This window comes from Oceaniradius stylonematis (assembly GCF_965223445.1).
GTDB lineage: Bacteria > Pseudomonadota > Alphaproteobacteria > Rhizobiales > Rhizobiaceae > Roseitalea > Roseitalea stylonematis.
The window spans coordinates 844,058-868,552 of record NZ_OZ244994.1; the positions used below are offsets into that span (position 1 = coordinate 844,058).

General features: G+C 64.9%; 14 protein-coding genes. 5 read left to right on the plus strand and 9 right to left on the minus strand.

The window, feature by feature from the left end; translation table 11 throughout:
* Nucleotides 1-155 precede the first annotated feature (155 nt).
* Both ACOQOU_RS04245 and ACOQOU_RS04250 read right to left on the minus strand, forming a co-directional pair.
* On the minus strand, nt 156-440 hold the full coding sequence (locus ACOQOU_RS04245; RefSeq protein WP_245412921.1) for a hypothetical protein: 285 nt from the start codon (nt 438-440) through the stop codon (nt 156-158).
* A 31-nt stretch (nt 441-471) separates the two neighbouring features.
* A complete protein-coding gene (locus ACOQOU_RS04250) occupies nt 472-2,910 on the minus strand; it encodes a mechanosensitive ion channel domain-containing protein (RefSeq protein WP_158585275.1) in 2,439 nt (812 codons plus the stop codon).
* Nucleotides 2,911-3,061: 151 nt separating this feature from the next.
* Between ACOQOU_RS04250 and ACOQOU_RS04255 the strand changes: the two genes are divergently transcribed.
* The 4 genes from ACOQOU_RS04255 to ACOQOU_RS04270 are packed head-to-tail and all read left to right on the plus strand — an operon-like array spanning nt 3,062 to nt 8,078.
* The gene (locus ACOQOU_RS04255) at nt 3,062-4,321 is read left to right on the plus strand and encodes a sarcosine oxidase subunit beta family protein (protein ID WP_306025751.1); all 1,260 of its coding nucleotides are present in this window, start codon (nt 3,062-3,064) and stop codon (nt 4,319-4,321) included.
* A gap of 1 nt (nt 4,322) precedes the next feature.
* Nucleotides 4,323-4,589: a sarcosine oxidase subunit delta gene (locus ACOQOU_RS04260; RefSeq protein ID WP_306025750.1), complete on the plus strand. Its 267-nt coding sequence runs from the start codon at nt 4,323-4,325 to the stop codon at nt 4,587-4,589.
* Entirely contained in the window at nt 4,586-7,474 is a 2,889-nt protein-coding gene (locus ACOQOU_RS04265; RefSeq protein ID WP_306025749.1) for a 2Fe-2S iron-sulfur cluster-binding protein, read from the plus strand. The genes ACOQOU_RS04260 and ACOQOU_RS04265 overlap by 4 nt, the downstream gene beginning before the upstream one ends.
* Nucleotides 7,467-8,078 (plus strand): sarcosine oxidase subunit gamma family protein, encoded by a 612-nt coding sequence (locus tag ACOQOU_RS04270; protein WP_306025748.1) that lies wholly within the window; start codon nt 7,467-7,469, stop codon nt 8,076-8,078. Before ACOQOU_RS04265 ends, ACOQOU_RS04270 begins: the two co-directional genes overlap by 8 nt.
* A 174-nt stretch (nt 8,079-8,252) precedes the next feature.
* Here the strand turns inward: ACOQOU_RS04270 and guaD are convergent, their stop codons facing one another.
* Nucleotides 8,253-9,572, minus strand: a complete 1,320-nt coding sequence (gene guaD, locus ACOQOU_RS04275) for a guanine deaminase (protein ID WP_306025747.1) — start codon at nt 9,570-9,572, stop codon at nt 8,253-8,255.
* Nucleotides 9,573-9,745: 173 nt separating this feature from the next.
* Between guaD and ACOQOU_RS04280 the strand changes: the two genes are divergently transcribed.
* A complete protein-coding gene (locus ACOQOU_RS04280) occupies nt 9,746-10,048 on the plus strand; it encodes a DUF6916 family protein (protein ID WP_306025746.1) in 303 nt (100 codons plus the stop codon).
* A 19-nt stretch (nt 10,049-10,067) separates the two neighbouring features.
* Here ACOQOU_RS04280 and ACOQOU_RS04285 read toward each other — a convergent pair whose 3' ends face one another.
* From ACOQOU_RS04285 to ACOQOU_RS04310, 6 genes are all read right to left on the minus strand, one after another.
* Complete coding sequence (locus tag ACOQOU_RS04285) at nt 10,068-10,610, minus strand: GNAT family N-acetyltransferase (protein WP_306025745.1); 543 nt, start codon at nt 10,608-10,610, stop codon at nt 10,068-10,070.
* A 1-nt stretch (nt 10,611) separates the two neighbouring features.
* Nucleotides 10,612-11,892 carry a hypothetical protein gene (locus ACOQOU_RS04290; RefSeq protein ID WP_306025744.1) on the minus strand — a complete coding sequence of 427 codons (1,281 nt, stop codon included), beginning with the start codon at nt 11,890-11,892 and terminating at the stop codon, nt 10,612-10,614.
* Between the two features lie 34 nt (nt 11,893-11,926).
* Nucleotides 11,927-12,448 (minus strand): phage tail protein, encoded by a 522-nt coding sequence (locus ACOQOU_RS04295; protein WP_109766358.1) that lies wholly within the window; start codon nt 12,446-12,448, stop codon nt 11,927-11,929.
* Between the two features lie 12 nt (nt 12,449-12,460).
* Nucleotides 12,461-12,982 (minus strand): phage tail protein, encoded by a 522-nt coding sequence (locus ACOQOU_RS04300; protein WP_306025743.1) that lies wholly within the window; start codon nt 12,980-12,982, stop codon nt 12,461-12,463.
* Nucleotides 12,983-13,024: 42 nt separating this feature from the next.
* Nucleotides 13,025-13,543, minus strand: a complete 519-nt coding sequence (locus ACOQOU_RS04305; RefSeq protein WP_306025742.1) for a phage tail protein — start codon at nt 13,541-13,543, stop codon at nt 13,025-13,027.
* A gap of 504 nt (nt 13,544-14,047) precedes the next feature.
* Entirely contained in the window at nt 14,048-24,481 is a 10,434-nt protein-coding gene (locus ACOQOU_RS04310) for an inverse autotransporter beta domain-containing protein (protein ID WP_306025741.1), read from the minus strand.
* Nucleotides 24,482-24,495: the final 14 nt, after the last annotated feature.

Sequence of the window (24,495 nt, forward strand, 5' to 3'; positions counted from 1 at the left end):
CCTTGAAATTTCCCTTGGGTTAGGCGGACAAATTACCGGATCGGCGCGAAAAATGCGGTGAACGGCTTGGGTTAATGGGGGTTGAAGCGCCGCTTATCGGCGGTGATGGTTAGCGCATGCTGAATGCCTGCGAAGGCATTATCGTCAAATGCTGCCTATTGGCTGATGATGGCATCCGAGCCGAGCAATTCGACGGATTCGGAGCCGGCCAGCGCGGCGCGATCGCCATTGGGCAAGGTGATGAAACAGCCCGCGGCGCAGAATGACACCGTCTGCCCCGCGCCGATAACCAGTTCCGATTTCACCCCGTTTTCCGTGACGACAAGCGTGCGTGGCTCGCTGTCCTGATTGGTCAGCGAAGCGGCCAGAGCCGGCGATGCGATTTGGACGGACACCGCCAGAACGGTTATCGCCCGGAAAACATGTCGCTTTTCAGACATGGCGCCAACCTAGAACCGAAACGGCAATCGTTCAACTGTCATCGGGCCGGCGTGCTTCGCCCGCTTCGATCTCACCGAACGGCTCCTGCGGCAGCTCGACCGGAACGTCCGCCTCGGGCTGCACCATGCGCAGATTGACATCGCGCTGCGGGAACGGGATTTCGATGCCCGCCGCCTTGAAGCGCTCGAAGATCGCCATGCGCAGTTCGGTGCGAACCGTCAGCCCGTAGCCGATGTCGGACAGGAAACCGTACAGCGTGAAATCCAGCGAGGACGCCCCGAAATCGTCGAACGAGACGAACGGTTCGGGATTGCCCAGAATGCGCGGATGGTCGGCGGCGATCTCCAGCAGCAGATCGTGCACCTGTTGCGGGTCGCTGCCATAGGAGACGCCGACCGAAACCGTGACGCGGCCGAACGTGTTGCGGTGCATCCAGTTGGACACCGCCGAATTGATCAGTTCCGAATTGGGCAGGATCAGCGTCTTGCGGTCGAAGAGCTGGATCTCGGTCGCCCGCACCGAAATGTTGGTGACCGTGCCGGTATAGCCGCCCGCCTCGATGATGTCGCCGGACTTGAAGGGCCGTTCGGCCAGAAGGATGAGGCCCGAGACGAAGTTGGAGACGATGTTCTGCAAGCCGAAACCGATGCCCAGCGACAGGGCGCCGGCGACGAGTGCCAGCTGGCTGAGGTCCAGCCCGGCGGCCGAAACGCCGATCAGCGCGGCGACGGCGATCCCCGCATAGCCGATTGCGGTTCGGATGGAGTTGCGCACGCCCGGCTCGACCCGGCTGCGCTCGAGCACGCTGCCGTCGAGCCAGCGCTGGAAACGCTTGGTCACCAGATAGCCGACAAAGAACAGCACGACGCCGGCGGCGATCGAGGTGAGCGAAATGGAGATCGAACCGACCGGAATGTCGGTGAAGAAGCGCGCGCCGAAGGCGCGGATTTCAGGCCAGCGAAAACCCCATTGCAGCGCCAGAACCGGAAGCCCGACGAGGAAGACGATCGCCGACAGCGCCATGCCGAGCACCAGCGCCAACTGGTCGACGGAGGTTTCCGAAAGCGACAGTCTCCGGGTGAGTGCCGTGCCCAGCCGCGACTGCCCGAATGCATGGTCCTGCGCGATCGCCTGCGCCGCCCGGTGACCCAGATAGACCGTCGCAAGGATGGCGCCCGTGATGACGATCTGCTGGGCGGCGAAGCGGGCAAAGCCGATATAGCCGGCCAGGGCCGCGCCGATCAGCAGCAGGCCCGACGCCACCAGCGGCCATTTAACCCAGCCCGGCCATGGGCGGGCCGCGGCATCGGCGGCCACATCGTCCGACACCGCGCCGGCATGGGGCGGGAACGGGCGAAGAAAGGCGATCACGACGAGCAGCGCGCCCACGGCGAGGCTGGTGATCAGGCTGCGCGCAACGGTGATCGGCAGCGATGCGCCGACGATCGTGTTGACCTGTTCGATGACGGTATCGATGACCGTCACCGTCGCCATGGCGACAAAGAACGCCTTGAGCGAACGGGCGGCCTTGTCGGTCACGCCGATCAGCCGCCAGTTGGGCTTCGACGGCGCGAAGACCGCTTCGGACAGGCGCCAGACCAGAACGACCGCCGCAACGCCGACCAGCAATCGCGTCAGTATGAACAGGATATCCGGCCGCATCAGGCCGGCCTGGTCGAGACCCAGAAGCGAGATCGCCAGGAACGCCCAGAACGCCAGCGTCGGCATCAGCGTGTACCAGAAGGCGTTGGTCATCCGCGCGAAATAGGTCGGCGGATCGTCGCCCTCGGCCCGCTCGATCCAGATGACGATGGTCCTGCGCGAGGCCCGGATCGCCACCAACGCCAGAGCAAGGATCATGAACACGCTTGCCAGAACGGTGTTCTGCTTGGTGCGCCAGGTGAAGCTGGCCCATGACGCAACCCGCCTTTCCAGCGCCGCACTGCGTTCGGCCAGATCGGCGATGAGCTGCGGACTGAATGCGCTGGTGATGTCGTATCGGCGCGAAAGCGTGTCGGTGAACAAGGTCCGCCGGCGCTCGGCGATCCGGTCGACGCCGTTGCGCGCCCGGATCGATTGGGCCTCCAACTGCCCGATCAGATCGTTGATCAGCGCCCGCTCGGCGGTCAGCGCATCACGCTCGTCCAGCCTGTCGGGGGCTTCGGCCGGCTCGCTTTCCGGCGGCGCAGGACCGAGCTGGTCGAGGCGGCCCCGCACGGTGGAAAGGCGCGGCGTCAGCGCGACACCCGCCGCAAGCAGATCGTCCTGCAAGGCGGTCAGTTCGGTCGCGATCTCCGCCAGCCGCGCATCGTCGTTCGCGCTCTCCTCGATATCGTTGATCAGCCGCTCGACGTCGCGGGTGAGCGCGACGACCGGCGTTTCGGCTCCGCTGCCGACGGGCTGGGCCTGCACCGGAATGACCAGGATCGAAAGAGAAAGGCAGAGGAGAAAAGTGCGCAACCAGATCATGCGCACACGCATATCACATCTGGAAGGAGTCGAAAGATAGCTTGACGGTCAATGACCGTCGCGGGAACGTCATCGGACGGCGAATTTGTATCATGCACGAAACGCCGCGCTGATGCAGATTGCGGGCGGCGTGCCGAAAGGTCCTTCATCCATGGCGGAATATTCTGCCCTCTCCATCGTGAAGAACGCTCTGACCGGAAACCGTGACTGGAAGCCGGCCTGGCGCAAGCCCGAACCAAAGCCGGCCTATGACGTGATCATCATCGGCGGCGGCGGGCACGGGCTGTCGACGGCCTATTATCTGGCCAGCGAGTTCGGCATCCGCAACGTCGCCGTTCTCGAAAAGGGATGGGTCGGCTCCGGCAATATCGGCCGCAACACCACCATCGTGCGCTCGAACTACCTGCTGCCCGGCAACACGCCTTTCTACGAGCATTCGATGAAGCTGTGGGAGAACCTCTCGCACGAACTCAACTACAATGTGATGTTCTCCCAGCGCGGCATCATCAACCTGTTCCACACGCCGGCCCAGGAAGACGACCATGCCCGGCGCGGCAATGCGATGATCCTGCAGGGCGTCGATGCGCGCTTCGTGCGGCCGCCCGAACTCAAGCGCCGGGTGCCGGCGCTGAACCTGTCGGGCTCGTCGCGCTTTCCGGTCCTTGGCGGGCTCGAACAGCCGCGCGCCGGAACGGCCCGGCACGATGCCGTCGCCTGGGGCTATGCCCGCGGCGCCGACCGCCGTGGCGTCGACATCATCGAAAACTGCGAAGTGACGGGCTTTGTCCGCGAGGGCGATCAGGTCACCGGCGTCGAGACGAGCCGCGGCCGCATTCACGCGCGCAAGGTGGCTGCCGCCGTCGCCGGCTCGACATCGCGCGTCATGGCGTTGGCTGGCATCGACCGGCTGCCGATCGAAAGCCATGTGCTGCAGGCGTTTGTCACCGAAAGCGTCAAGCCCTGCCTCGACACGGTGGTCACCTATGGCGGCGGGCACCTCTACATCTCGCAGTCCGACAAGGGCTCGCTCGTCTTTGGCGGCGACATTGACGGCTACAATTCCTACGCACAGCGCGGCAACCTGCCGATCGTCGAAGACGTGATGAGCGAGGTGCTGGAGCTGTTCCCGGCATTTGCGAAACTCCGCCTGCTGCGCTCATGGGGCGGCATCATGGACATGTCGATGGACGGCTCGCCCATCATCGCCAAGGGCCCCCTGCCCGGCCTCTATCTGAACGCCGGCTGGTGCTATGGCGGTTTCAAGGCAACGCCCGCCTCGGGCTGGTGCTTCGCCCACACGATCGCCCGGGACGAGCCGCACGAATTCAATGCCCCCTTCACGCTCGACCGCTTCCACCGCGGCTATGTCATCGACGAAAAGGGCCAGGGAGCGACACCGTGGAAGCATTGAGATGATCATCCCCTGCCCCTTCTGCGGTCCGCGCGATCTGAGCGAATTCGCCTATTGCGGCGATGCGGACAATCTCGCTGCACGGCCCGATCCGGCGGCGACCGACCCGGCGGCATGGAACGCCTATGTCTATGACCGCACCAACCCCGCCGGCGATCATGCCGAAATCTGGCAGCATGCCGGCGGCTGCCGCCGGCATCTGCGCATTGTCCGGAACACGGTGACGCACGCGGTATCCGACGTGACGATACCCGGGGCGAAGCCATGACCAGCCATCGGTGCGCAGAAGGCGGAACGGCCATCGACCGAACCGACACGGTCGGCTTCACCGTCGATGGCCGGCAATATTTCGGCCTTGCCGGCGACACGCTCGCCTCCGCGCTGCTGGCCAATGGCGTGCGCGTGATGGGCCGCTCGTTCAAATATCATCGCCCGCGCGGGCTGATGGCCTTCGGCGTCGATGAGCCGAACGCGCTGTTCACGGTCACCACGGACGGCGTGCGCGAGCCGAACGTGCGCGCCACCGAGATCGAGATTTTCGACGGGCTTGCGGTCGAAAGCCAGAACCGGTGGCCCTCGCTCGACAACGATCTGATGGCGATCAACCAGCTCGGCGGCAAGGCGCTCGCCGCCGGGTTCTACTACAAGACCTTCATGGGTCCGGTGATCGGCCCGCTGAAGGGAACGCGTTTCTGGATGATGTGCGAGCATGTCATCCGCCGCGCGGCAGGGCTTGGCCGGCCGGGCACGGCGCCCGACAAGAGCCGCTATGAGCGCATCAACGCCTTCTGCGACGTGCTTGTCATCGGCGGTGGCCTCGCCGGACTTAAACAAGCGCATGAAGCGGCCGAGACCGGCAGGCACGTCATCGTCTGCGAACTGGAGCCGCGATGGGGCGGCGCGGCCGATGGCAAAAAAGAGTCTGAAATCAGACAGATCGTCGAATCGCTTGAATCACGACCCAATGTCACGCTGCTCACGCGCACGACGGTTTGGGGCTGGTATGACGGCAACATGTTGGCCGCGACCGAGCGCGTCAGCGACCATCTGAAGACGGCGCCCGAAGGCGCGCCGCGCCAGCGTCACTGGGTGATCCGCGCGGAGCACGTCGCGCTGGCGACAGGCGCGCTGGAACGCCCCATCGTCTTCCCCGGTAACGACCGGCCCGGCGTGATGCTGGCCGACGCGGGCCGGCGCTATACGGAGACGTTCGGCGTGCTGCCCGGCCAGCATCTGGCGGTCTTTGCCAACAATGACAGCGCCTATGCGACCGCCGCGGCCCTGCGCCATGCGGGCGCCAACGTTCGCGCCATCGTCGATGTCCGGCCGGAGATCGGCGCCGCAGCGCAACGGTTGGCCGACCGCGCCGGCGGCGCCCTGAAGCTCGGCCACGCGGTGGTCGGCACGAGCGGTGCCAAGGGGCTCAAGTCGATCTCTGTCGCCCGTTACAATCACGAGACGCGAAGCTTTTCGGGCGGCGCCGAGGAGATCGAGACCGATTGCCTGCTCGTCTCGGGCGGCTGGTCGCCGGTCGTCCATCTGGCGAGCCAGGCCGGCGCCAATCCGGTTTGGGATGATGCCCTGCAAGCCTTCCTGCCGCCCAAGCCTGACGCACACTGGTCGGTCCATGGCGCGGCCGCCGGCGATCTGGATTTCGATCACGATCTCTCCCCTGCCCCAGCCCCGGTCTTCGAGATAGGGCATCCGGGCAAGGCGTTCGTCGACTTCCAGCACGATGTGACCGCCGACGATGTGCGCCTCGCCCATCGCGAGGGCTTCCGCTCGGTCGAGCATCTCAAGCGCTACACGACGCTCGGCATGGCGACCGACCAGGGCAAGACCTCCAACGTGCCGGGCCTGGCCATCATGGCCGACGCGCTCGGCAAGCCGATCCCGGACGTGGGGACCACGCGCTTCCGCCCGCCCTATACCGCTGCGTCCCTGGGCTCGATCGCCGCCGAGCGCTTTGGCAACCTCTTCCCGCACCGGCTGACACCAATGCACGACTGGCATGGAGACCATGGCGCGCGCATGTATGCCGCCGGCCATTGGCAGCGGCCCGAAAGCTACAACCGGCCCGGCGAGACCGTCGAACAGGCCTATGTGCGCGAGGCGAAGACCGTGCGATCCGGTGCAGGCCTCGTCGATGTGTCGACGCTCGGCAAGATCGACATTCAGGGGCCTGACGCGGCGGACTTCCTCAACCGCGTCTACACCAACGGCTTTGCAAAGCTCCCCGTCAACAAGGCGCGCTACGGATTGATGCTGCGCGAGGACGGGTTCGCCATGGACGACGGCACCACGTGGCGCCTCGCCGAGAACCGTTTCCTGATGACCACCACCACGGCCAATGCCGGCAAGGTGATGAGCCATCTCGAACTGTGCCTCGATGTCCACTGGCCGGACATGCGCGTCCATGTCACCTCGGTGACCGACCAGTGGGCCGGCGCGGCGATCGCAGGGCCGAAATCGCGCGACGTGCTGGCCGCATGCGTCACCGGGACCGATGTCGGCAACGATGCCCTGCCCTTCATGGGCATTGTCCATGGCGCGATTTCCGGCGTGCCGGTGATGATCTGCCGCCTCTCATTCTCCGGCGAACTGGCCTATGAGGTCTATTGCGGCGCCCATCACGGCACCCATGTCTGGGAAGCGCTGATGGCGGCCGGCGAACCTTTCGCCATCGCGCCCTACGGGATCGAGGCGCTGGGCACGCTGCGCATCGAAAAGGGCCACGTCACCGCCGCCGAGATCGACGGCCGCACCACGGCGCGCGATCTGCATCTCGACTGGATGCTGTCATCGAAAAAGCCGTTCGTCGGCTCGGCCATGATGGACCGTGAGGGCCTGACGGACAAAAGCCGATGGACGCTCGTCGGCGTCGTCTCGCGCTCCGGCGAAAAGCTGCACGGCGGCTCCCATGTGGTCGCCGGCGACCGCGATGAGCCGGGCCCCGGCCTCGGCCATCTGACAGCCATGGCCTTCTCGCCCGAGATCAACGCCTATGTGGGTCTCGCGCTGGTCGAGGATGGCGGCAACAGGATCGGCCAGCATCTTTACGCGACCGATCCGGTGCGCTCGGGCACGCACATCCCGATCGAGATCGTCAGCCACCACATGGTCGACCCGAAGGGGGAGCGGATGCATGGCTGAACCCTTCGTCTCGACCCCGGTCATCATCGATGCCGCCGAAAGCCCGCTCGCCGGCCACTATGAACAGGGCGAGTTCGGCAATCTCGATCGCGGCGCCCGGGTCACGCTCACCGAGCGCTTTGCGTTGGCCATCTGCGATGTCTGCGCGTGGCCAGGCAGCGAAACCAAGGCGGCAAACGCCATCAAGCGCGCATCCGGTGCGTCTGTCACCAAGACGAAGGACGCCATTGCCGAAGACGCGCAGGCGTTCCGGCACGCGCCGGGGCGCTGGAGCGTGGTCGCCCAAAATCCCGCCCTGCCCGAAGCGCTGGCCAAGGCGGTGGGTGAGAACGGCACCGTCGTCGACCTGTCGCATGGCCGCACGGTGTTGCGCATCGACGGGAGGCAATCACGCCGGGTGCTGTCGAAGCTCTTTCCGATCGATTTCAGGTCGGACGCTTTCCCGCTGGAAAAGGGCCTGGCGACGAAGCACCACGAGATCTTCGCGCAGATCCAGCGCGTCGGCGAGGATGCCTTCGACATCATCGTCTTCCGCTCCTACGCCCGCGCCTTCTGGCACGCACTTCGAAAGGCCAGCGAGGAAGTGGGCTACGCGGTCGATTAACCCCCACCCTTCATCCCTCCCCCATAAATGTGGGAGGGAGGACCTTGGCAATAACTCCCGACCATTCAATGCCGGAGCCTGGCTCGATTAGAACGGTGGCCTGAGATGCTGAGGGCCTCCCTCCCACGCTTGCGGGGGAGGGATGAAGGGTGGGGGCTGAGCACGGTGCCCTGATCAAGCCGTGGCGTGAGTTATCCGCCCCGCCACATAGGCCGCCGTCACCGCCCGGTCGTCGCCGAGCGTCTGCAGGACGAACAGTTCCTCTGCCAGCACCTCGACGGTTTCCATGCGCAACGCCATCGCTTCGGTCGCCCGTGCATCGAGCACGATGAAATCGGCTTCGGTGCCCGCGTCGAGCGTCCCGATCCTGTCCGCCATGCCGATGGCTTCCGCATTGCCCAGCGTCGCCTGCCAAAAGGCACGCATCGGATGATAGCGATGGCCCTGGAGGTTCAGCACCTTGTAGCCTTCGTCGAGTGTCTTCAGCAGCGACCATGAAGTGCCGCCGCCAATGTCCGTGGCTATCGCATGCCGCACGCCGCCGCCCTTGATGCGGTCGAGATCGAACAGGCCGCTGCCCAGGAACAGATTGGAGGTCGGGCAGAACACCGCCACCGCACCGGTCTCGGCCATTCGCCCGATCTCGCGCGCGCTCAGGTGAATGCAGTGGCCCATCAGGCTTTTGTCGGTCAGAAGGCCGAAGCGCTCATAGACATCGGTATAGTCGGCAGCGTCGGGAAACAGCGCCTCCACCGCTTCGATCTCGCCATGGTTTTCGGACAGATGGGTCTGGATCAGGCATTCGGGATGCTCACGCGCCAGCGCCCCGGCCGCCTCCATTTGCGCATCCGTCGAGGTCAGCGCGAAACGCGGACTGATCGCGACTTCGAGCCGTGCTTCGCCGTGCCAGTCGGCGATCAGCGCCTTGGTGTCGTCATAGCCGGACTGGGCGGTGTCGGTCAGCGCCTCGGGCGCGTTGCGGTCCATCATCACCTTGCCGGTGACCAACCGCATGTTGCGGGTCGCCGCTTCGGCCAGAAGCGCGGTCGCCGACCCCTTGTGCACCGAGCCGAAGGCAACGCATGTCGTCGTCCCGTGCGCCAGCAGCATGTCGCAAAAGCGTTTGGCCATCGTGGCGGCGAAGCGCGGATCGCCATATCTCTGCTCTTCGATGAAGGTGTATGTGTTCAGCCATTCCAGGAGCGAGCCGGCATAGGAAGCCACCACCTGACCCTGCGGGAAGTGGATGTGCGGATCGATGAAGCCCGGCACGATCAGGTGCGGACGATGGTCGGCATAATCCGCGCCGCGATGGTCGGCCGGCAGGTCGGACCAGTCGCCCACCCAGGCGATGCGGCCGTTGCGGCAGACCAGCCCGCCATCCTCGATCAGGATGAAGGACGCTTCGTCGTCGGCACCCAGCGGCTCGTGGTGAAACCACAACAGCCGCCCGCGCACGATGGTGATGGTCCCGCCCTGCGTGCCAGATGCCATGTCCCGTTCCTTCCGGCCAAACGAGCCGACTATGGGCGAGATATGGGGCGGTTGGAAGGGTCGCGCTGCGACTTGGGCGGCAAGGCGGTTCGGCGGACGGTTAGCGGTTTTGCATGGGCGCGAAACCGCCTATGCTGGCGGCCCGGACACGGCGAACGCAAAGGCCCGCACCCATGACTTCCTGGCCCGACATGCAAGACATCACCATCGCGGACTTCGAGGCGCGCCGGCAAAGCGCGGTGAAACTCGTCGCCGAAGGCGAGTCGATGCCGCTCGAGATCGCCGAGATCAACCCGATGGGCCAATCGCAGCGCGAGGGCGGCGCCTTTTCGGTGGTGCTGCGCGGCCCGCGCGAACCGGTGGTCGACCAGGCGACGCACCATCTGGTGTTCGAGGATGACGGACCGATCGACCTGTTCCTGGTGCCCGTCGGCGAGGACGCCTTGGGCATGCTCTATGAGGCGGTGTTCACCTGACGGCGAGCTTCGTCGCCGCTCAGTCGGCGTCCCTGCGCATCAGCCAGTAAACGCCCTTGTCCTCGCGCGGCGTGAAGCCGAGGCGCTCGTAAAGCCGCATCGCCGGATTGTTCTTTTCGACATGGATGCCGACGCCGAGGCCGTCGGCACCCGCAAGCGCGATGACGTCCTCCATCATGGCGCGCCCGAGCCCCTGCCCGCGCATTTCGGGCATCAGGGCGATGTCGATGACCCGGATCTCCGAGGGCCAGCGCTCCAGATAGAGCCGGCCGGCCGGCGCACCGTCGCGCTCGGCGATCAGCCAGTCCGCATCGGGATAGTGCTCCATATAGTGGGCGTGCTGGGCTTGGAATTGCTGGTCGAGGAATGCCGCCTTCTGCGCATCGCTCCACGGGAGCGGCGCGACCTCCTCGGCGCGGGTGGCGGCATAGAGCGCGGACAGAAACCCCATATCGGCATCGTCGATATGGCGGAAGGCCAGGCCGTTTGCGGCGGCGCGCGGCAGGTGCGGCAGCGGCCGCGCGGCGGGCGCCCCACCGGCCGCCGGCGCATGTGTCGGCATGTCAGCTCGTCTCGGGGGGTGTCAGGTCGCGCACGACGCCATAGGTGAAGATGCCATTGTCGGCGAGCATCGACCAGCCGGCGGACCAGCTTGTCGAATCGGTGACGAACTGCGTGACGATCTTCAGGCTGTTGGTCTTGCTCATGCCCTGGAAATAGGTCAGCCGGCCATCGGCATTGTAATCCATGTCCATCAGGCCGAAATCCTCGACCTTGCCGACCTGCTCCCAGGCCGTCCATTGCTGCAGCAGCGAATCGACCTGCTGCTTGTAATAGAGCTGCGCATGTTCGCCGACGGCCATCAGCGAAATGTGCCCGTCACCGTCGATCGCCGAGGTGACATTGAAGATGACGCCGCCCGTCATGCCGGGCCGCACCCATTCGCTCCAGCCCTCACCACCGGGAGGATCCTGCCGGATCTGCACCACTTCGGCCAGATTGCCGACCATGAAGATGTTGACCGCGCCCTGCCGGTCGAGAACGGCGGTCGGCACCGAACCGGCGCCGCCGCTCATCGCGTCATCGATCCGGACCCAGCCGGTCCAGTCGCCGGCCGCCAGCGCGGTGCCGGTCTTTTGCTGGTTGACATAGACCGCGCGATCCTTGGGATCCTGCCCCAGCCCGATCACCATGACGCGGCCATCGGCATTGTTGGTGACGGCGATGGACGAGACGTGCTCACCGGGCAATGGAATCCACGCGCTCCAAGGCTGGTCGGGCGGCTCGGCCACCTTGACATGCACGGTGATCGGCTCGGTGGCGCCGGGCGGCGTGATCTGCTCGGTCTTGTCGACGATCTTGGGCGGGTTCTGATAGATCCACCAGACATTGCCGCCGGAATCGTCGACACCGAAAATCTCGATCCGCCCGTCGGCATCGCGCGTCATCGCGAGCACATGAAACCCGGCAAGCCCGTCCGGCATGCCAAGGCTCACAGGCGCGTTCCAGCGCTCGGCGCCGCCGGGCCCCTGCGGCGCCTCGTCGATATAGTGCACCGCAAGCGGCGCATCCTTGGTCTGCGCGACAAAAGCCACACGGCCATCGGTGGTCGAGCCGGTGCCGAGCACGATATAGGCGTTATCGTTGATCGTCGCCCATGTGCCGCTCCACGGCCCGTTCGGCGCGGTCTGCGCGGTCCACATGGGCTTGTTGCCCTGATTGACGTCGAGCCCGACCACCATCAGCCGCGACAGTTCGGCGAACGGCGTCTCTTCCAGTTCGCCAGCGGCCGGCAGGCCGGTTTCGTCTTCAAGGTCGATTTCGGTGCGTTCGGCGTCGCTCATGGTCGCGCTCCCTGATGTCCGTCTTGTCGGTCGGCTAGCCGCGCGACGGGTAAAGCCCGACCAGCGCGATGATGAAGTTCATCACCAGAAAGGGCTGCAAATTGTTGTGGGCCTGACTGCCGCCGGCATTTGGCAGCGCCGCCATCGGCACGAGATTTGCCGATGTGTTCGACTGGTAAAGCGAACCGCCCCTTGACCTTGCCAAGGCAACATTGGCCGCCAGCGTGCCCTGTTCACCATTTTCGCCCGACGCGCGCATCGTGTGGTTGTGGTTGGGCATTTGCGCTTCGCTCAGCGTCACCATCTCGGTGCCGCCGCGCTGGCCCAGGCGCCGCGATGTCAGCCCCGGCCCGCGGCCGGGATGCATCGGCGCACGCCCTTGCATGTTCGGCAGTGCGGTCGTCGACCGACCGTCACCGCCATAGGTGGTGCCGATCAGCGAAAACAGGGCCGTGTTCTGCGAAATCGGCAGCAGCTGGCCGTTGCAGAACGCCCAGCCGCGCGGCGCGAAATTGCCGGCAAAGATGCGAATCTCGGCGGTGAACGGTTCGGACATGGTGCGTCTCCCTCAGTGCCGGCTCGGATAGATGCCGAACAGCGCGATGATGAAATGGACGCACAGATACGGCATCAGATTCGTGTGCGATTGGCTCCCACCGGTCCGGGAGACCGCCGTCGCGGCCATGTTCACGTCAAGCGCCTCTGTCGCGCTGAAAGGTTCGAGCACCGTACTGGTGCCAAGTCGGTTGCCGGAAGGATCGGGCAAGTTGGCGTTGCTGGTCGTTCCCTGCTCGGGGTGGGTATGGCTTGGCAGTTGGTTGACCGTAAGCGTGACCTTCTCGGCGCCGCCCTTCGCGCCCAGGCGCCGTTCGGACAGGCCCGGCCCCTGACCGGCGTGGATCGGCAAACGACCGCGCATGTCCGGCAGGCCGAAGGTGGTGCGGCCGTCGCCGCCATAGATGGTGCCCAGAAGCGAGAACAGCGCATCGTTCTGCGACACGGCCAAAAGCTGGCCATCGCAAAACGCCCAGCCGCGCGGGGCAAAATTGCCCGCAAACATCCGGATTTCTCCGACGAAAGGTTCGGACATGTTCGCGGCCCTCCCAAGCCCTTGGTAACGTACTGGCGCCGATCAGTTGCGCGAGGGAAACAGGCCCTGCAGGGCGATGCAGAAATTGACGGCGATGTAGGGCTGCATGTTTTCGTGCGACTGGCCGCCGCCCACGTTTGCGATGGTGCCGGATCGCAGGTTTGCCAGATTGCTCGCCGACGCGGAGTATGGCCCGCCGACCTCTCGCGCGAGAACGGCGCCGGTCGTGTTGATCGAGTTTCCGTCGGTCGACGACGCCTCAACATTGTGCGTGTGTTGCGGCATCTCGTTGGCCGCAAGCGCGTGGGTTTCCTCACCGCTCTTCTGCCCCTCGGTGTGGAACTGGCCGCCATTGGAGCGGCCGGTATGCATCGGCGTGCGTCCGCGCATGTCGGGCAGCGCAAAGCTCGTCCGCCCGTCGCCGCCATAGGTGGTGCCCAGAAGCGAATAGAGCGACTGGTTCTGGTTGATCGGCAGGATCTGCCCGTCGCAGAAAGCCCAGCCTCGAGGCGCAAAGTTGAACGCCATGATGCGAACTTCGGCAAGGAACGGTTCGGACATTCGGAAACCCCTCGGCGCAACTGGTCAGCCAAGCCTACTTGTCAGCATTATGTCATTTTTTACTGGCTGTCTTTTTTGAAGGCTGCATGACAATCGCCCTTACTGTCAATGAAATATTTGAAGATTATTTGTTGCACTGCAATGACTTGTCGCCTTTGCCGGGTATCGGAACACTCTTCTATCGGAAGGTGCAACGCACCCTGCGGGGGATGCCGGCCAACGCGGATACACCGCGACCACGAGCGTCTCGCATTGCCGAGCTTTCAGGCGTCGACAAGGCAAGGCGCCCGCCGGCGCCAGGATGACACGGGGCGGAGCCGGCGTGTTGGCCTACGGTCCGTGTCGGCCTCTACGGCCTATGGCAGCGCACAGGGTGCCACACCGAAACTGATCGTGCCGGCGGTCTGCCGCAGGCGCATGACGCCGGTTGTGGCGTTGAACGGCGTATCGCCTCGGATTGTGCCGAAGAAGGCATGCCGCTGATGCTCGAGCAGATCGTTGTGCCTATGGCAATGTGCAGGCAGCACTGCCGAAGTTGATTGTGCCAGTAACCGTTACAATACCGGTTCCGCCATTCACAGCCTGTATATTGGCACCGCTTGTCTGAACAGAGTTATGCGTACCTGCAGTCTGTCGAACTCGAATGATGCGGGAACCTGCACCAAAGGGTGCTCCATCAATTGTTCCGGAGAATGAATTACCGGAAATATTGGAGCATGTTGTACCGCCTGCAATTGTGTTGGCAACCTGGATCGGCCGGTCGAAGTCATGTTCCCTGAAGACGTTGTTGGTGATGGTGATGTTGCTGGTTCCCGCCATCACGTTGTTAGAGGCGGACACGCCTTCAAAACTTGCGATCTCCTGAATCGTGTTGTTGTTGATGTTGACGGTCATGGTGCTGCCGCCCTCGTTGCCGACACGGATGCCGCTGCCCAGTTGCGATCCCGACCCGGCCGTCCCGAGCGTGCCGATCGTGTTGTCGGTGATCGTGGCGCGGAGTGTGCCGACACCGGGCCCAAGCGTGCCGTTGGTGAACAGGTTGATCGCATTGGAGCGGATGCCGGTAATGGTGTTGCCAGCCCCTCCCGCATCGGCGCCATCGCGGATGTTGACCGTAAGCTGTGGCCCGGCGCCGACGCCATCTGAATCCAGGGTACCGGAGATTGCGACATTCATGCCATTGAACGTGCTGTCCTCGACGGTCAGCGTGCCGACATGGCCACGACCGACGTCCAGTTCCAGGCCGGTGCCCTGCAGACCGCCGGCAGCCCCCGACGCTGTGCCGTTGCCGAATATGGACGTGTTGACCGAGACATTCGTCGTTCCGGCATTGCTTGTGTTCACGCGGAGACCACCCGCTCCTACGCCAACCAGTGTTTCCTGGAAGGTCGATCCGGTCACCGTCATGGTCAGGTTGCCACCGGCGGCGGTTCCCCCATCGCCGGTATTGTCGATGGCAAACAGATCGCTGCCCGTATCCCGGTTGATGAGGTTGGTGATGGTCACAGTGCCCGTCAGGCCCTGGAACTGGATGTTGTCCTCTCCAGCCGCATTGCCGAAGGCCTCGACGGTCGTATCGGTGATCGTCAACCCGGAAACAGATTGACCGGAAATGCCCACCTGACCGGCATTGTTGTTGCCATTGATATCGAGATTGTTGAGCGTCAGATTGGCAACGTTGTTCAGCTTCACTCCCGCATTGTAGTTCGCGATATTGCCGCCGAACACGGTTGAACCCGCGCCTTGCGTCGTTGCCACATTGGTCAGGTTCATGTTGCGCAGATCGACATTGCTGGCATTGGCGAGCTGAATGGCGTTGCCCGTCACGTTCTGGATCGTGCCGCCGGACCCGTCCGTGGTGCCCGTTCCCGTCACCGTAAACCCGCCCGCACCCGTATTGTTCAGCACGATGGCGTTGGTTCCGCCATTTTGGGTCACGCTCTGGAACGTCACGCCCGCCGCGCCGATCGTCGTCCCGGAGATCGTGATGCTCGTCCCGCCCGTCGAATTCACTGTGTTGCCGGCATCCTGAACCGTCACCGTGCCGCCGCCGGTGGCGCTGAAACCCGTGCCGGAAGTGGTGTCGATATCCAGCGCGCCATTGGTGAAATTGACCGTGCCGTTGGTATTGCCGGTGACGACGACACCCGCGTTCGTGACCGTATTGACCTGCTTGGTGGTGCCCGAAAAGGTCACCGTCGCGGCCGTACCATTGTTGATGCCGCTGACAAGCAGGCCGCCCCCAGTGGCGTTGTTGTCGGTGAAATTGCCCGAAAGCGTGACCGAACCGCCCGTCAGTTCGGCCACTTCGGCGGCCAGACCGGTCGCGCCGGACGAGTTGACGTTCGTTGCGATGTTGATCGTCGCGTTGCCGCCGCTGGTGTTCGACCCGGCAGAACCAATCCTGATGGCCTGGAAGTTGCCCGTATTCGTGATCGTGCCGCCTTGAACGGTCAGACTTCCGGAGACGGTTTGCAGGTCGATGGCGCGATCGCCGCTGATGGCACTCACGTTCACGCTGGCGAATGTGGCGTTGAGCGCAGCATTGAAATAGCCGCCGATGGCCATTCCGCTCGTCGTCTGGATCGTGTTGCCCAGGCCCGAGACATTGACAGTGCCGCCGCCGGCCGCCCGGAACGCCCTGCCGACGGTCGTCGTGATGGCCAGTCCGCCATTGGTGAAATTGATGGTCGACGTGCCATTGTCTCCAACCGCCACGGCCGCGCCGGCCGCGCCGGTCGCACCGGTCCTGTTGACCACCTTGCTGGCGCCCGAGAAGGTATAGGTGCCTGCGGTGTTGGCTGCGACCGAAATCGCGGCATTGGCACCGGACAGGTTCAGGTTGCCCTGGAAATCGACGGTGCCGGCAGTGTTGCTGCCGGCGCTGATCCCACTGCTCGTTCCCGTCGTCGTCACTGAACCGCTAATGGTGACATTACCGCCACTGCGGTTGATCACGTTCGCGCCGGCGCCAGAAGCGCCGCTATGGGTCACGTTCGCGGCGATATTGACGGTGGTGTCGCCACCATTGATGAGAAGAGCGCTATTTGACTGAGTGGCGGTTGCGCCGAATGTGCCGCCATTGATGTTAACCGTGCCTGTCGGCGCGAAGCCACCGGTTTCGCCGACAAAAAGACCGAACGCACCGCCGTCGATGTCCACGGTTGTGAAGGTTACGGTTCCCGCCGGATCGAGAATTCTGATGCCTATTCCGCTTGCATTGTCGATCGTCGCCGATGCAAAGCTCATATTGGAGGTCGAACCTCCGGTTATCTCGATGGCGTCGCGCGTGCCGCCACCGGTCGTCCCGGCGCTGGTCACCGCACCGCCGCTCAAAGCGCCGCCATCCACATCCGACAAGAAGATCGCGTCGCCCGCCACCGAGCCGCTGTTCTGCAACGTGTCGAAATTGACCCCGGTGCCGATTGTGACCTGATTGAGGTTCAAGATCTGGCCCGTGGTCGTGTTGATCGTCTCGGTGCCGGCATTGGCGACGTTGAGCGTCAGCGAGCCGCCGGAACCGTCAGCGCTGAAGCCGGTGCCGGTCGTCGTGTCGATGTCGAGACCGCCGGTAAAGCTGACTGTCCGATTACCGGCACCGTCGATCTGGACACCGCCGCCGGCTGTGCCGGTGTTGTCGATGACAGTGTTGCCGAAGCTGATCGTGCCGTCGGACGCGTTGACGTGAATGCCGGCGTTGGTCGAGTTGGTGATGGTCGTTGTGCCGGTGACCGTGAAGGTGGACCCGGCGCTGCCCAGATCGATCTCGACGCCTGAATCGGTGCTGTTGGTGGACGTCACGTTGCGCAGCGTGATGTTGGTCACGGTCGGGTTGATGAACACCGCCGTGCCGTTGTTGGAGGTGATCTGGTTGGTGCCGCCCGGATCGTTGATCGTCACCGTGCCTGAATTGGTGGCGCGGAAGCCGAACGCACCAACGCCGTTCACGGTGATGTCGACGCCGTTGAACGTGTAGGTGCCGGTGTTGAAGCCGCCTGCGCTGGTGCCCAGATCGACGCCGTCGCCATCGAAGCCGACGGCGTTGTTGATTGTCGTCGTGCCGCCGAATGTGACATTGCCGGCCGAATTCTCGATCCGGATGCCGTCCAGCACCGCATTGTCGATGGTCGTTGTGCCCGTCACGCCGACCGCGGCGCCGGCAATATCCACATTGTCCACCCAGAAGCCGGTCCGGGCCTGGTTTGTGGTCAGCGACGCGAAATCGGTGCCGAAACCGGTCGCGCCCGCCCCGACACCGCTGACGAGAACGCCGAGCGTCGTGGTGGTTCCGCCCAGCCCTATCCGGGTGGCGCCGAAATCGATATCGACGCCGGTGCCGCCGATGCTGTCGATCACGATGCCGCGACCGGTTGCCTGGGCCGCCGTCCGGTTGATGTCGGTGGCGGCGAAATCGATGTCCTGATTGTTGCTGCCCAGGTTCGTGATCTGGATGCCGGCATCGGTGTAATTGTCGATCGTGGTCGTGCCCGTGACGGCGAAGCTCGAGTTGGCGGCAAGATTGAAAAGCACGACCCCGTCGGCGACGGTGCCGCTGCCATTGGCCGTGATCGAGGTCAGGGCGAAATTGAGCGCCCGAACGCTGCTCAAATTGACCGCCGGGCCACCGGTGATGTTGAAGTCGCCGGAGGTCGCAGACACGGACAGTCCTGCGCCGCTGGCGGTAAGTCCCGCGCCGTTGGCCGTGGCGACGTCGAGGTCGGCAAATGTCACCGAACCGGTGCTGCCGCCGGGGCCGGTCAGCTCGATCGCAGTGTCCGTGCCGCCATTGCCGAAGCCGGTGATCGCCACATTGCCGAAGGTGAGCGTGCCAGCGCTGTGGGCAGTCACTTCGATAACGCTCTCACCGGTCGCATTGGCCGATGTCACCGCGCCGAACTGGATGGCGCCGCCCGATTGGCTGGCAATGTCGATCACATTGTCGACGTTGTTCGCCGCGTTGATGGCCGCGTTGAACGTGACATTGCGCGCGCCCGCGCCGATCGAGACGACCGTGCCCGTCGTGCCGTCTATGTCGGACGCAGCGTCAACCGTGATCGCCGCCGTCGAGGCACCGCCCGCATCGATGCCGAGCGCGGTGCCGGCATTGGCCGCAACCTGGTTGGTCAGATCGACATCGGTCAGCGCGACGCCGCCGGCATTGTTGTTGAGCAGCACGCCCGTGGCGCCGGCGCCGATATTGGTGATCTCGACATTGTTGATGGTCACCGCATTGGCGGCGCCATTGACCGAGATCGCCGCATCGCCGGCGCCCAGACCCACCCCGTCGAACACCGTGTTGCGGATGGTCGAATTGCCTGCACCTGCCGCCGTCGCGACGATCGAGGTCGCTCCGCCATTGGAGTTGCTGGCGATGACCGTATTCTGCGTGACAGTGCCGCCGGTGGCGCCCAGATTGCCCTCGACATTGGCCGGCTGCGTGGTGCCGAACGCGATCACGCGGCCATCGTCGAAGCCGTCGAGCGACTGGCCGTCCTTCAGCGTGAAACCGTCCGCGCCGCCGCCGGTGACATCGATCGTCCCTCCAGCCGTGTGCGCGACAAACACGAACGTCTGGTCCGCATCGGCAAGCGCTTCTGCCGCAGCGACCGTGATCGTGTTCAGGCCGCCGCCGGTCGAAACGTTGAGCCCGTGCGTGCCGGCGGCGATCACGCCGCCCGTCTGGCTGACGAACACCGCCGACCCAGCCGCGCCGGGCAGGTTGGCGCTGTCGCCGGCGCCGAACATCACATCGTTGAAATCGAAGCTGGAAGCCGCCAGCGTGCCGCCGCCCACATCGACGGTGAAGGCGCCGGCCTGGCCGTTGACGTTGATCGACGATCCGGTGTCGCTGCCGCTCTCGCCGTCGCCGAAGGTGAACTGGACCGCGGCCGTGTTGTCGATGACCACGCCGCGATGCAGGTCGGTGATCGAACTGGACGGGCCGCCGGCCGGGTCGATCTGGCTGCCCAGATTGACGATCTGGTTGCCCAGCACGCCGGTCAGATCGACGCCGATGGAACTGGTCGACGTGTCGGGTCCCGAAATGGCGACGGATTGGAAACTGACCGTGCCGCCCAGCGTCGCCGTTGAAAAATCGATGCCCTTCTGGCCTGCTGCGGCGCCCACATTGGTGATCGTGGTGACACCGAAGGTCACCGTGCCCGGCGTTCCGGCGATCGAGATCGCATCGGCGTTCGCAGCCCCGGCTGCCATCTCGATATCGACCTGGCCGAAACTGACATTGGCATTGGCGTTGACCAGCGCAATGCCGCCGGCGCCGGCATTGTTGATGTCGACCGCGCCGTTGAAGGCGATCGCACCGACATTGTCCGACAGGTTGATGCCGGTATTGGCGGGACTATTCAGGGTGACCGTTGTTCCGGCGGAAAAGGCGACGTTGGCGCCAGCGGCCACGTTGGCGATCTGTATGCCGATGGTATCGGTAATGGTCGCGCCGGTGAAGCTGACCGTGCCGCCTGTCACGGTGTTGATGTCGATCGCGCGTCCGCCGGTCGTGTTGGCGATCGTGCCCGACACGGTGATGTTGCCGGTCGTGCCGCCCCGGATCGAGACCGCGTCGCCGCCATTGGAGGTGTGGCTGATGTTGGCGCCGAAATTGACGGTCATCGCGCCGCCATTGATGTCAAGCGCCTCGCCGGTTCCGCCCTTGGTCACCGTGCCGCCGGTGGCGGTGAAAGAACCGCCGCCATTGTTCTCGATCAGCACCGCGGTGCCCGTGGTGCCGCTCACATTCAGAGTGCCCAGATTGACCGCCGCGGTGGAATTGACCGCACGCACGCCCTGGGTCGTCGAACCGGTGACCGATGTCGTGCCGGTGACCGTGAAGGTGCCGGCGATCGTATCCAGATTGACGCCGCGCCCGGCGCTGTTGGCCGACGACAGATTGTCGAAACTGACGCCGGCGGCGCCGATGGTCGCGCCGTTGAGATTGATGGCCTGGCCGGCGGTCGTCGTCACGCTCTCGTCGCCGCCGGTCGCGGCCACGGAGATCGTGCCGCTCAAGGCCTCGAAGCCGGTCCCGTTGACGGAGTCGATATCCAGCCCGCCGGTGAAATCGAAGGTGCCGCCCGCATTGGAATTGGCGATGGACACGCCGGTGCCCGCGCCGGTCACATCGATGTCGACAAGCCCGGCGAATGTCGCGGTGCCGCCGGTGGTGGCATCGATGTTGATCGCCCCGGCATTGTTCGATCCGGTCCCTGTGATCGTGCCGTTGAAGGTGACATCGCCGCCGGTGTTGTTTTGCAGCGAGACCGCGCCGGTGGCGCTGGTCACCGTGCCGCCCACCGTGATCGCGCCTGACGCGCCGTTGCGGTTGGTGACCTGCACCGCGTAACCGGCGTTCTCGGAGATGTTGGCGTCGATCTGGACGGTGCCCGCGCCGGTGCCGTTGATCCGCGCGCCGTTGGCGATCGTGCCGCCCGAGACCACGACATTGGACGTGCGGGCATTGCCCGAGATGTCGAGGCCGGCGGTGACCGCCGTACCGTCGATGTTGACGCTGGCCAGCGTGATCGCGCCGCCCATTGCGTCATTGATGTCGATGCCGCTGCCGGTCGAGGTGCCCGCCGTCGTCGCCTGATCGAAATTGATGCCGCCGGCCGCAACCGTCACACCATCGAGATTGAGCGCCGTACCCGTCCCCGTGGCGACAAGCCGCTCCGTACCCGCATTGGCGACACCAACCGTGCCGCCACCGGTGGCATTGAAGCCGATACCGTCTGCGGTCGTCACATCAAGCCCGCCGGTGAAATTGGCCGTGGTGTTGAGCAGGTCGACACCGTTGCCCGCTGTCGTCGCGACCGTCGTGTTGTTGAACGTGACCGTGCCGGTGACATTGTCCAGATCGATGCCCTGGCCGCCGGTGATGTTGCGGATCGTCAGGCCGGTGGATGTGATGCCGATGGCACCGGTGCCGGCCAGCCCGTCGCCGCCGGCCGTGTTCTCGATGATGAAATCCTGGGTCGTCACCGCGCCCAGCGCGGTCAGCGTGTCGCCGGCGCCGGTGTTGGTCAGCGTGGCCGCGCCGTTGCCGGTCGGATCGTTGATAACGGCCCCAGCGCCGGGCACGCCGGTGAAGTTGGCCGGAATGATCAGGCCGCTGGAGGCGAAGGTGCGGCCGTTGCCGAACGAGGCCATCGTCTGGTTATTGTGCAGCGTGAAGCCGTCGACATCGTCGATCGCAGCGCCGTCATTGATCAGCACGAATGTCGTGTTGGCGGTGATGATCGCGTCGGCGGTGATGACATTGGCGCGGTTGTTGACGTCCGAACCCGAGCCGTCGCCGGTGGCCGTCGCGGCGACGAAGACGAGGCCGTTGCCGCCGGCAGCGTTGAAATCGAGCGTGCCGGTGAAGATCACATCGTCGAAATCGTAAGAGCCGTTCGTCACCGCCGAACCGTTGGCGATCGCGGTGGTTCCGGCAATCGTCGAGCCCTGGTCGGTCGGGCTTTCGCCATCGCCGAAAATGAAGGTTGCGTTGGACGCGGCGCTGAACTGCACGCCGACATTGAAGCCGGCGATCGATGCGCTCTGGCCCGCGACATTGCTGTCGCCCAGCTGGACGGTGCCGGTGCCCGACGTGCCGGACAGATCGACGCCGGTCGTGCCGACGGCGGTGGTCGATGTCACATCGAAATCGGTGGCCGTCACATTGGCGTTTATCATTGCGCCATTGAGGTCGAACGCGGTGCCATTGGCACCGGAGAGCGCGATGTCGAGATCGGCGAAGGTCACGGCGCCGCCGGTCGTGCCCTGGAAATCGACGCCCGTGCCTGCGCCCGCCACATCCACCTGCGTCATGGCGCCGAAACTGACCGGCGCCGTGTTGCCGTTCAGGTCGATGCCCGTGCCGGTGGTCGTGTCGATATCGAGATTGCCGGTAAAGGCGATCGTGCCGGCATTGTTCTGGAGATTGATGCCGGTCGCCGTGCCTGTGTTTGCGGTGACCGGGCCGCCGAAGGTGACGGTGCCGCCCGTCCGGTTGCGGATGTCGATGGCGCTGGCGGCACCTGTCTGGGTGACCGCGCCGTCATGGCTGATCGCGCCGTTGCCGCCCTCGATGCGGAACCCGCCGCCGGCGCTCGTGACCGTGCTGCCGGTCATCGAGAACGTGCCGGTGAGATTGGTCAGCGCAACCCCGATGCCCGCGCCGCCATCGAACATCGAATTGGAGACGTTGATCGTCGCGCCCGTGTTCTGGAACGCCAGACCGCCATTGGTGCTGCGCACGTCGTCGATGGTGGCGATACCGGTGAAACCGTTGCCGCCGATGCCAGCCGCCCCGTTGGTGGCGATGCCGCGCACGAAGGGGTCGGCATTGGCGCCGAAATCGACGCTCGCCACCGTCGGCCGGCCGCCAAGCCCGCCCAGCGTCAGCACCGACTGCAGCGCATCGGTCAGCGGCACGCTTACCGTGCCCGTGTCTCCTGCGCCGACGACCCGCTGGTTGGCCGCGTTCAGCGCAAAGGCCGATGCGATGTCGCCAGCGACATCGACGGCGACGAACGTGTCGCCCGCACCGGCCAGCGACTGCGCGACGGTGAAGGTACAGGCATTCTGGACGCTCGAACAATCGCCCGTGCCCTGGGCGGTCTGCGCCACATGGAAGACCTGCAACGTCTGGCCGGTCGCCGCGTCGGTCACCGGTCCCATGTCCTCGACCGGCCCGTCCACTTCCGGCGCCACGACATTGTCGAAGCGCTGCACCGGCCGCACCATCAGATCGTCGATGTCGCCGAAACCCGCGCCCTCGTCGCCGCCATTGCGCGATATGCCCAGCGGCATGCGGAAGCGCAGCGTCGCATTGCCGTGCGTGCCGTTGTAATTGTCGTTGCGAAGTTCGCCGCCAATGCTCAGGCTGGCGCCGTCGAAGCCGAACGGATCGTCGAACTGCAGTTCGGCGCGGGCCAGCCCGCCCTCGACCCTGGTGCCGCCGCGCGCGAACCGGTAATAGCCGGCATTGACCCGGAACGTCGTGTCGGGATCGAGCTCGAAACGCAGGCCGGCCTCAACATCGAAGCCGGGAAGCGCCTGCTCCTGCCGCGAGGTGCCCGTCAGCACCACATTGGTGCCCTGCAAGGTGATGCCGCTGGTGGTCGTTCCGGCAACCGTGTAGGTGCGCGAGCCCGGCAGATAGCCGTTGATGCGCACCTCGAACCGCTCGGTGATCAGTTCGGCGCCGACCGTGCCCTGGACGAAGCTGTTGCCATTGCTCGAATTGCGGAAATCGACGAAGCCGTAAACGCCCAGGATCGTGTCCTGGCCGAAGATGAAATCGGGCACGATATGGCGCACGCCGCCGCCCAGCCCCGCTTCCTGCGAGGGCTCGCTGGTCAGCGTGCCGCGCGCATTGAGAAAGACCAGCCAGTCGTCGGCCTGCGCGACCGGCACGAAAAGATCGACCGTGCCCGTCGATGTGGGCGTCCCCGGCCTGGCGATGAAATCGATATAGGGGCCCCATTTGGGGCCGACCGACAGCGGGTCGGGCCCCGCGCCGAACGCGTTGAGAATGCGCTCGCCGGCCGTCAGCGCGTAAGTCTCGGTATCGTGCCCGGACGGACCGGCGGCGGCCGTACCGACGTCGGCATCGCGGTCGTCGCTGAACGCGGCCCCGATCCGCTGGTCGATCGTCGCACTGCCGGAAGGTGAATCGAGAAAATAGTCGTGCGTCGCGTCTGTCCCGACCGGCACCATGGCCGGCTGGGCACCGGCGGATTGGATGGATGCATCTCCGGACGTCGGATCAAGACCGTCCAGCAATCCCGAAGCCAATGTGTCGCCGATACCGGCTGCGACCGCGAGCGCCGTCAGCGAAGCCGTCGCTGCAAGCCTGTGCCGGACTGCTTCGGGAACATGAAGGTGCTGCGACTCCGCCACGTCGAAACCGAAGGCGCCAGCCCGACCAACATGCAACATCCTGTCCACCCCCA